We start from the raw sequence: 8,322 nt of genomic DNA, 5'->3' as shown, positions 1-8,322 counted from the left end.
TATCTATGCCATCAATGCCAACACGGGCGCTGTCAGTCTCTTCTCGAAGGGAGGCAGTCAGGGCCGGGGCAGCGCGCTCGGGCTGGAACTGGATGCTCAGGGCCGACTGTGGATTGCGGGCGGCACGACCGGCGTGGTCAGTGTTCTCAGTCGTGACGGCGCCCCGGTGGCCAGCATCGCCACACCGCCCGACCCCAACGCCTACCTGAATGACCTGGCCGCAGGGCCCGACGGTGCGGTGTATGTCACCGACTCCGGGCGGCCCGTGCTGTGGCGCGTCACCGCAGCGGGGGCGACCCCCTGGCTGGACCTGAATACCACGCCCATCCGGTACGGCAAGGGCATCAACCTGAACGGCATCGTGGCGACTCCAGATGGCCGCGCGCTATTGGCGGTTCAGCTGAACACAGGCGACCTGTGGCGTATTGACCTGAAAACCAAGGCCGTTCGCAAGGTGATGGGTGGCCTGAATAACGGCGACGGGCTGCTGCTCGACGGCCGCACGTTGTATGTGGCGCGCAATATGGATCAGGTGGTCAGTAAGGTGATGCTGAGCGCCGACTACACCTCCGGCACCCTGATGGTGGACGAGCCGCTGGCAGGCCTGCGCTTTCCCACAACCCTGGCGGCAATGGGCACGGACGCCGTAGTGGTGCAGGGCCAGCTGGACAAGTTGCAGGGCGGCACCCCAGAAACGCCCTTCAAGCTCACCCGCTTCAAGAAGTTCTGACAACGGTCTTCCGTGGGCCTGGGAATGGGAAGGCATTCCGGCCAGGTCTGCGGAGGGTGTTATCGAGTCTCAGCCCCTCTTGCTCCTGACCACCCCTTCAATTTCAGCGCCCAGAGCCATTCGACGGCTCTGGGTTTTGTTCTGACAGTTTTCTGACAACGTGTTCAACGTGGTCGTTGGCGTATGAGTCAGAGTCACGCTTAAGGCTGATCAATTCAGGCCACATCTGGCAGGGGCTTGAGGTTCCTGCATAGTTTTTTGTCAGAAAGCTGTGACAATTGGTTGGGGGAGGCCAGACTATCTGTCTCTAGCGCTGCCGGGCCCTCTTTTGGCGGATGCCTGCGGCGCAGTGGGCGCTACACTGGGCGCGATATGTCGTCCGAGGCTGCACAACTCGCTGTCCGTACCCTTCAGAAGGCGAGAAACGCGGCCCGCAGCGCCCTGGTGTGGGGGTACGAACAGCGCCTGGGCCGCGACGTGCAGGCCCACGGCCGCCTGCCCCGCCACCTGGGGCTGATTCTGGACGGCAACCGCCGCTTTGCCCGTGCTAGTGGCCTTCAGCGTGAAGTGGGCCACTCGTTTGGCGCCGACAAGGCGCATGAGGTCTTGCAGTGGTGCCTGGAACTGGGCATCCCGGCGGCGACCATCTGGGTACTGTCGACCGACAACACCAGCCGCGACCCCAACGAGCTGGCGCATATTCTGTCGCTGCTGGAGCGAGAGGCGCGCAACCTGGCCACCGACCCCCGCATTCATGCCAACCGGGTGCGGGTGCGCGCCATTGGGCAGCACGAGGGCTTTCCGCCGCAGGTGCTGGCCGCGCTGCAAGACCTGGAAGCGAAAACAGCCGACTACGACGGCATGCGCCTGAATATCGCCGTGGGCTACGGGGGCCGTGAAGAAATCGTGGACGCCGTCAAAATCCATCTGCACCGTCAGGCCCGGGCAGGGCTGAGTCTGGACGAGGTGGCGCGCACCCTGCAGCCCAGCGACATCAGCGCCCACCTGTACGCCGCCGATGTCCCCGACCCCGACTTTATTATCCGCACGAGCGGCGAGATTCGCCTGTCCGGGTTCATGCTGTGGCAGAGCGTGTATTCCGAGTATTACTTCTGTGATGTTTACTGGCCTGGCTTTCGCCGCATGGATTTTCTGCGTGCTCTACGAGAATTTCAGGGCCGCGAGCGCCGCTTCGGCCGCTGAGCATCAGCTTAAAGAGGCGCGAAAAGAGTGGCGGAGAATCTTGGTTCGATCAGTAGCTGAAGCTAGAGAAACCTAAATTTGCCCGTCTGGTGCAGCCCTAATGTGATCTGCCTCTGCAACGATTCTGTTCAGACTGATCAGAAAGCAGAAGCACTTGACGTGCCGTCCTCACGTCAGCGTCTTTACGACGGCTGGCCGGTAGACCTTCTTCGCCGGGGAGAGTCTGGCCCGAAAACTGGCCTCGCTGCTTGCCGACTTCTAGCCGCCTCGGCCAGTTGAAGGTCACGCAAGGGTCAGGGCGCTCTTAAGCCCTTCTCCCTCCAAAGATGCCCCCAACGGGGGAAAGAAGAGGCATAAAAAGCCTGAAATGGGCGTCTTTTTCAAGCGTTTCAAGCTGAGATTAAAGAGCTCTGAAGCATTTCCCACAGTTGACCCCTGGTCATCTTAATCTTACAAATTGTCTGTAAGCAGGGCGTAAGAGGACCAAATTTACGCTCCTTGACAGTTGCGGCGGTGCTCACCGCGCACTCCCGGCCCTCAGAATTAACCGCCCGTTTATGAAGGAGACTGAGATGAAACGCCCCTTGCTCACTGCGCTGGTTCTGGTGGCCGCTGGCGTTGCTGCCGCGCAGACCGCGCAAACCGTGTCGCCCGTGACCCTGAACCTCACCATGAGTCTGGTGCGGAACGTCACGGTTGGTGGCAAGGTCACCGAGCAGCTGACCCCCAACCCCGGCAATGTGTTGCCCGGCGCCGTGCTGAGCCAGGTCGTGACCGCGCGCAACACCACCACAAAGTCCATTGTCAACCTGCCCATCATGCTGCCTGTTCCCAAGAACACGGTGTATCTGGCACCCGAGCAGGGGCTGGACACCACCCGCGCCGAATACTCCATTGACGGCGGAAAGACCTTTGCGGCCGCGCCCCTGAAAAAGACTGTGACCGTCACGGAAAACGGCAAGACGGTCCAGAGAGAAGTTGAAGTGAAGCCCAGCGAATACACCACCGTTCGCTGGACGGTTCGTGAACTCCCTGCCAACCAGACGCTGAAGCTCGGCTACCGCGTTCAGGTCAAGTAACCCTATGTTCCGGAGGAACCCCATGAAGAAAAGCACTGCCCTCTTTGCTGTAATGGCCGCTCTCTCGGTCGGCACCGCCAGCGCCGCTGGCACCATCGCCGGCACCACCATTCAGAACACCGCCAGCGCCAGCTTCCAGGACCCGGCGAACACCGCCAACACCATCAGCAGCACCTCGAACACGGTCAACACCGTCGTGCTGCCTAAGCCCGGCTTTGACATCGTGTTCACGGGCGGCACCGCTGACGGCGGCACCCAGAACGACATCACCACCACCACCGTGCAGGTGACGGGCGCCGTGCCTGGCCAGCGCGTGGTGACCAGTTACTCTGTGGTCAACAACGGCAACGTGGCCCTGACCGTGGCGCTCACCGCCGACGCCACCGGAGCCAACGCCGGACAAACGGTGCAGTACTTCCTGGATGCCAACGGCGACGGCGTGGCCGACAACGCCACCCCGCTGACCTCGGTGACCCTGAACCCCGACGATCCCGCCACCACCGGCACGGACGAAGGCATCGTGAAGATCGTTCAGGTGGTCACTCTGCCCACTGACCCCGCGCAGATCAACGTGAACAGCATCTTCGGTGCCTCGCCCGAGGGCGTTGTGACCGGCACCCAGGGCGCCGATCCCCTGGTCACCCCCGGCAACGGCTACGCCAACGGCAGCGCCAACTACGAAGACGGCAAGGCCGTGGACACCGACCGCCAGTTCGTTCGCATCCGCGTGTTCGCGCCGAACCTGGACAACCTGCCCAACGCTGGGCCCTCGAACCCCGTGGATTCGGCCGGCAACCCGATTACCGACCCCAGCAAAGTGCCACCCATCACCAACGTGGACGTGCCCACCGAGACCACGGGCAAGACCGGCGACAACACCCCAGTCGTGACCACGCCCGGCTACCGCAACCCCACCACGCCGGCCGGCGACCCCACGACCGGCGGCACGCCCATCACCCCCAATGTGGCCGGCGACGCCCAGATTGCCTACCCCACCGCCGACACCAACAACAACCCCGACGTGGTCACCTTTACCAACAACCTGGTCAACCGCAGCGGCGCCACCGACACCGTGCAACTGTTCCCGGCACTGGCCAACGGCACGGTAGACCCGGCCTTCACCTTTAACGCCGCCACTGGTGTCTTTACCAACACCACCACCGGCGTGAGCATCCGCTTCCTGGACCCCATCACGGGCGCGCCCATCGCCGTGTCCACCGACCCCAACAACCCCACGGTGGCGCAGTACCCCACGGTCTCGATTCCCACGGGCAAGACGGCCGTGTACCGCACCGAAGTGACCTTCCCCGACCCCGACGACAGCAACCCTGTGGCGGCCGTCACGGTCCTGGTGGGCGCCGACTCGCTGAAAGACGCCGACGTGACTTCCAACAGCACCACCACCGACATCATCCTGCCGCCCGCCATGCAGTTTGGTGACGCGACGGCGGCCCTGGGCACCGTGCCGACCCCCACCCCGGTGCAGACCGTCAACCCCAACGGCGCGACGGGCGGCGTCAGCAGCCCGGACGGCGGCGGCGCGACCGGCGACCGCACGGCTGTGTTCTCCATGGACGTGGTGAACAACGGGCAGTACAACGACAGCTACACCCTGGTGGGCAGCGTGACCCTGATCGACGCCACCACGAACGCCGCCACGGTCGTGCCAGTGCGCTACTACGCCCCTGACGGCACCATTCTGCCCCGCGTCAGCAACGACGCCAACAGCCCGGACTACAACAAGTTCATTACCCCGGTGCTGGCCCCCGGCACCGAGTACAAGCCCTACGCGGTCATTCAGACTGTGCCCAACACGGCCACGGGTGACTACCTGGTGTCGCAGACGGCCACGGCCAACTACAGCACCATCGTCCTGACCGACAACAATGACATTGTGCGCGTCTCGGCCAACGGCAGCGTGAACGTGGCCAAGTTCGTGGCCAAGGCCGGTGTGGCGGCCGCCACCAACCCCGCCAACGGCATTGACAACCCCGCTGGGTACACCGCCACGGGGGCCAACGGCGCCCAGCCCGGCGCGAACATCAGCTACCGCATCATCGGCAAGAACACCTACAACAGCGCTGTGACCGGCTTCTTCCTGCGTGACACCGTGCCGGCCAACACCACCTTTGCCAGTGTGGCCCTGAACCCCGTGCCCACCCGCACGATCTACCGCGTCAACGGCGGCGCCTGGAGCGTCACCGCCCCCGCTGCGGGCCTGGCGGCTGGCACCGTGATCGACGTTGCCCTGGACGCCGACGCCAACAACCAGCCCGACAGCCTGGCCGCCGGCGCCAGCCTGAGCGCCGACTTCGTGGTGACGGTTAAGTAAGCCCCTTTCTGCGCCCCGGCGTGGCCTGCGCCGCGCCGGGGCTTTTTCGTTGCTCGCCTTCCTGCTCCCTTTTTTCTGTCACAGCCCCGTCAGAACACCAGACCTATTTTTTGACCAGGCACGTTTTTGTGCGCCCCCCGATTCCCCCTGCACCCCCTCTAAGGAGACCCCCCCTTGAAGCGCTCCCCCTTTCTGTCTGCCACGCTGGCCCTGACTGGACTTCTCAGCGCCGCCGCGCCGGCCCTGGCCGCCACCCCAGCCGGCACCGAAATCGTGAACCAGGCGACGGCCGAATATGTGCCGCCCGTACCAGAGGACCGTGGCCTGGCCACCTCCAACGTGGTGCGCACTGTGGTGCAGGCGGTGTGCTCGGTCAGCGTGACCCCCGACGGCACCGTGGCCCAGCCTGGCCAGCGCGCTGACCTGCTGCCCGGCGAACGCGCGGTCTTTACCTACAGCGTGGTCAATACCGGCAACACCACCGGCGAGTTTCCCGTGCTGGCCCGCTTTGAACAGGCCAGCACCCTGACCCCGCCGGCGCGCGTGGTGCGCGACCTGAACGGCAACGGCCAGCCCGACGCGGCCGAGCCTGACGTTACCAGCGTGGCGCTGGCCCCTGACGAACGCGCCGCGCTGCTGCTGGTGGTCGAGACCAGCCCCGCTGCCGACGCCCAGGGGGACGCCTACGCCAACCTCGTGGCGTCCTGCGCGGGCGGCGAGAGCACCGACAGCAACAACGTCAGCCTGGTGCGCGTGGGGCCGCCCCCGGTGCTGGGTGTGCAAAAGACCTTCAGCCCCTCGCTGGTGCGGCCCGGCAGCGAAACCACCGTCACGGTGACCAGCCGCAACAGTGGCCAGGGCGAGAGCCGCGAGGTGGTGCTGACCGACCTGCTGGCCGACCAGATTGCCCTGGGCCTGGTGTTTGTGCCCGGCAGCGCCCGCACGAACGTGGGCCTTCTGGAATACACCACCGACGGCACCACCTGGACCGAGCAGGAGGTTCAGCCGGTGCGCGGCGTGCGCGTGCGCGTTGAGCGCCTGGCCCCCAATGCCGCCATCACCCTGACGTTCCGGATGCTCGCCACGGGACAGGCCGAGGGCCGCGTGATTCCCAATACCGCCACCGCCCGCACGAGTGGCCGTGAAGTCTCGGGCAGCGCCAGCGCCGACGTGCGCTACCTGCCGGCCGTGGCCATTGGCCCCGTGGGCAACCCCGAAGCCCCCGAGGGCAGCGCCGCCGACGCCCAGCAAAAGCCCTTTGCGGTGGTGGGGCAGCTGGTGTGCTTTGACCACACCGCCAAGAACACCGGGGACGTGCGCGACAACTTCCGCCTGACGGTCACCTATCCCCAGGGCGCGGCGCGCGCCGAGGTGCAGGGCGAGAACGGTCAGCCACTGGTGCAGCCGCTCGTGCTGGAACCCGGCCAGACGGCCTTTGTGCGGGTGTGCTACGACGCCCAGCAGGCGGGCCCCATGGACGCGCTGGTGACCATCACCGGGGACCGGGGAGAGAGCAACGCCACCCGCGACCAGATTGCGGCCGTGGAAGCGGGCCTGCCCGAACTGCGCAAGTCGTACGTGGCGACCACCCAGGGCACAGGCGGCCAGGTGGTCACGGTGCCGGACGGCGGCACTGTGGCGGCTGGCGACACGATCACCTACACCCTGACCATGCGTAACCCCTACGCCCGGCCCCTCACGAACGCAGTGGTCAGCGACCCCATTCCCGCCCACGTGGACTTCAAGGAGGCCTCGGCCGGCGGCGTGGTCAGCGGCCAGCCCGGCGCGCAGACGGTCACCTGGGCCCTGGGTACCCTGCAACCCGGCGAAGCCCGCACCCTGACCGTCACCACCCAGGTGTCCACCCGCGCTGTGGACGGCGAGGCGCTGCGCAACGTCTTTAACCTGGTGACCACCGAACTGACCGCGCCCCTCCCCAGCAACGAGGTGCTGACGCCCGTCTGGACGGCGCAGCTGCTGATCCGTAAGGACGTGAGTGCCCAGGAAGCCGGGTTTGGTGACCGCCTGACCTACACCCTGAACATCACCAACGCCTCGGCCACCACGGCCATCGTGAACGCGGTGATTACCGATACCCCGGCGCGTGGCCTGGAGTACATCCCCGGCACCAGCCTGCTTAACGGGCAGCCGCTGGCCGACCCGACCATCGAGGGGGGCGTGCTGCGCTGGTCTGTCGCCGAGCTGCCAGCCGGGCGCACCGTCACCATCGCCTACCAGACCCGCGTGACCCCCGAGGCCACCGGCCAGCTGGTCAACACCGTGCAGGTCAGCGGCACCGGGGCCGGCGGTGTGGCGCGCGCCATTGCCAGCAACCGCGCCACGGCTGTGACCAAACTCAATCCCCTCAAGTTTGCGCCGCTGGCAGACCTGCTGGGCACCGTGTTCGTGGACCGCAACCGCAACGGCCTCTTTGACCCGCTGCTGGACACCCCGGTGCAGGGCGCGCGCGTGCTGCTGGCAGGCGGGCGTCAGGTGCTGACCGATGTGAGTGGGCGCTACTCGTTCCCCAACGTGGCCTACGGCACCCAGGCGCTGCGTCTGGACCCGGCCTCGGCGCCCTATCCGCCGCTGCATGTGCCGCAGGACGGGGGACTGAGCGGCACCCAGACAGTGTTCGTGCGCGGCCTGACCAGCGTGGACTTCCCGCTGGCGCCGCTGGGCGGTGACATTGACGCTCTGCGCCGCACCGTGCTGCTCGTGGGCGACGTGCGCGTGGAAAAAGCGGTGTATGTGGTCGAGGGCGGCTACGTGGTCACCCTGCGCGTGGTCAGCCCCCGCGCCCTGGAGGCGGTCAGCCTGCTGGACCCCCTGCCAGACGGCGCGGTTCTGAAAGAAGGCCGCAATACCTACAGCGGTAACTTGGCCGCAGGTGAACTGAATCTCACCTACCGCTTCGACTGGACGGGCGAGCCGCGCGCGGCCACCACCGATCCGTCGCTGAGCTGGAGGTACTAAGC

The 8,322-nt window shown here is 66.0% G+C and carries 5 protein-coding genes; all 5 read left to right on the top strand.

Going from position 1 to position 8,322, the window contains the following annotated elements; translation table 11 throughout:
* On the top strand, nucleotides 1–730 hold a 730-nt coding region (locus GO986_RS22580; RefSeq protein ID WP_369409275.1), incomplete at its 5' end, for an SMP-30/gluconolactonase/LRE family protein.
* 372 nt (nucleotides 731–1,102) lie between these two features.
* Complete coding sequence (locus tag GO986_RS09835) at nucleotides 1,103–1,933, top strand: isoprenyl transferase (RefSeq protein WP_157459112.1); 831 nt, start codon at nucleotides 1,103–1,105, stop codon at nucleotides 1,931–1,933.
* Nucleotides 1,934–2,505: 572 nt separating this feature from the next.
* Entirely contained in the window at nucleotides 2,506–3,012 is a 507-nt protein-coding gene (locus GO986_RS09830) for a hypothetical protein (protein ID WP_157459111.1), read from the top strand.
* Between the two features lie 22 nt (nucleotides 3,013–3,034).
* A complete protein-coding gene (locus tag GO986_RS09825) occupies nucleotides 3,035–5,344 on the top strand; it encodes a beta strand repeat-containing protein (protein WP_232337707.1) in 2,310 nt (769 codons plus the stop codon).
* Between the two features lie 174 nt (nucleotides 5,345–5,518).
* The gene (locus GO986_RS09820) at nucleotides 5,519–8,320 is read left to right on the top strand and encodes a DUF11 domain-containing protein (RefSeq protein ID WP_157459110.1); all 2,802 of its coding nucleotides are present in this window, start codon (nucleotides 5,519–5,521) and stop codon (nucleotides 8,318–8,320) included.
* The last annotated feature ends 2 nt before the right edge of the window (nucleotides 8,321–8,322 follow it).

Origin of the sequence: Deinococcus arboris, from assembly GCF_009755355.1 — a bacterium.
Taxonomy (GTDB): domain Bacteria; phylum Deinococcota; class Deinococci; order Deinococcales; family Deinococcaceae; genus Deinococcus; species Deinococcus betulae.
The sequence above is the reverse complement of the archived record's forward strand: the minus strand, read 5'-3'. Positions and strand labels throughout refer to the sequence as shown.